This is a genomic window from Sulfitobacter sediminis, assembly GCF_040811725.1.
In the GTDB taxonomy this organism is placed as follows: domain Bacteria; phylum Pseudomonadota; class Alphaproteobacteria; order Rhodobacterales; family Rhodobacteraceae; genus Sulfitobacter; species Sulfitobacter sediminis.
Window position 1 is genome coordinate 1 of sequence record NZ_JBFNXX010000254.1, and the last position, 237, is coordinate 237.

Genomic DNA, 237 nt, shown 5'->3' on the forward strand with positions numbered 1-237 from the left:
CGGAGCCGCGGCCCATGGGACCGCCAGAGCCGGAGCCCTTCGTGCCACCGGACCCGCTGCCCATGGTACCGCCAGAGCCGGACCCCTTGGTCCCACCGGAGCCGCTGCCCTTGGTGCCGCCAGAGCCGCTGCCCTTCGTGCCACCGGAGCCGCTGCCATTCGTCCCGCCCGAGCCGGACCCCTTGGTGCCACCGGAACGGCTGCCCATGGTGCCGCCAGAGCCGGACCCCTTCGTGC

1 protein-coding gene is annotated in these 237 nt (G+C 74.7%); it reads right to left on the reverse strand.

The features are described from left to right. On the reverse strand, window positions 1-237 hold a 237-nt coding region (locus AB2B41_RS23750; protein WP_367880283.1), incomplete at both ends, for a hypothetical protein.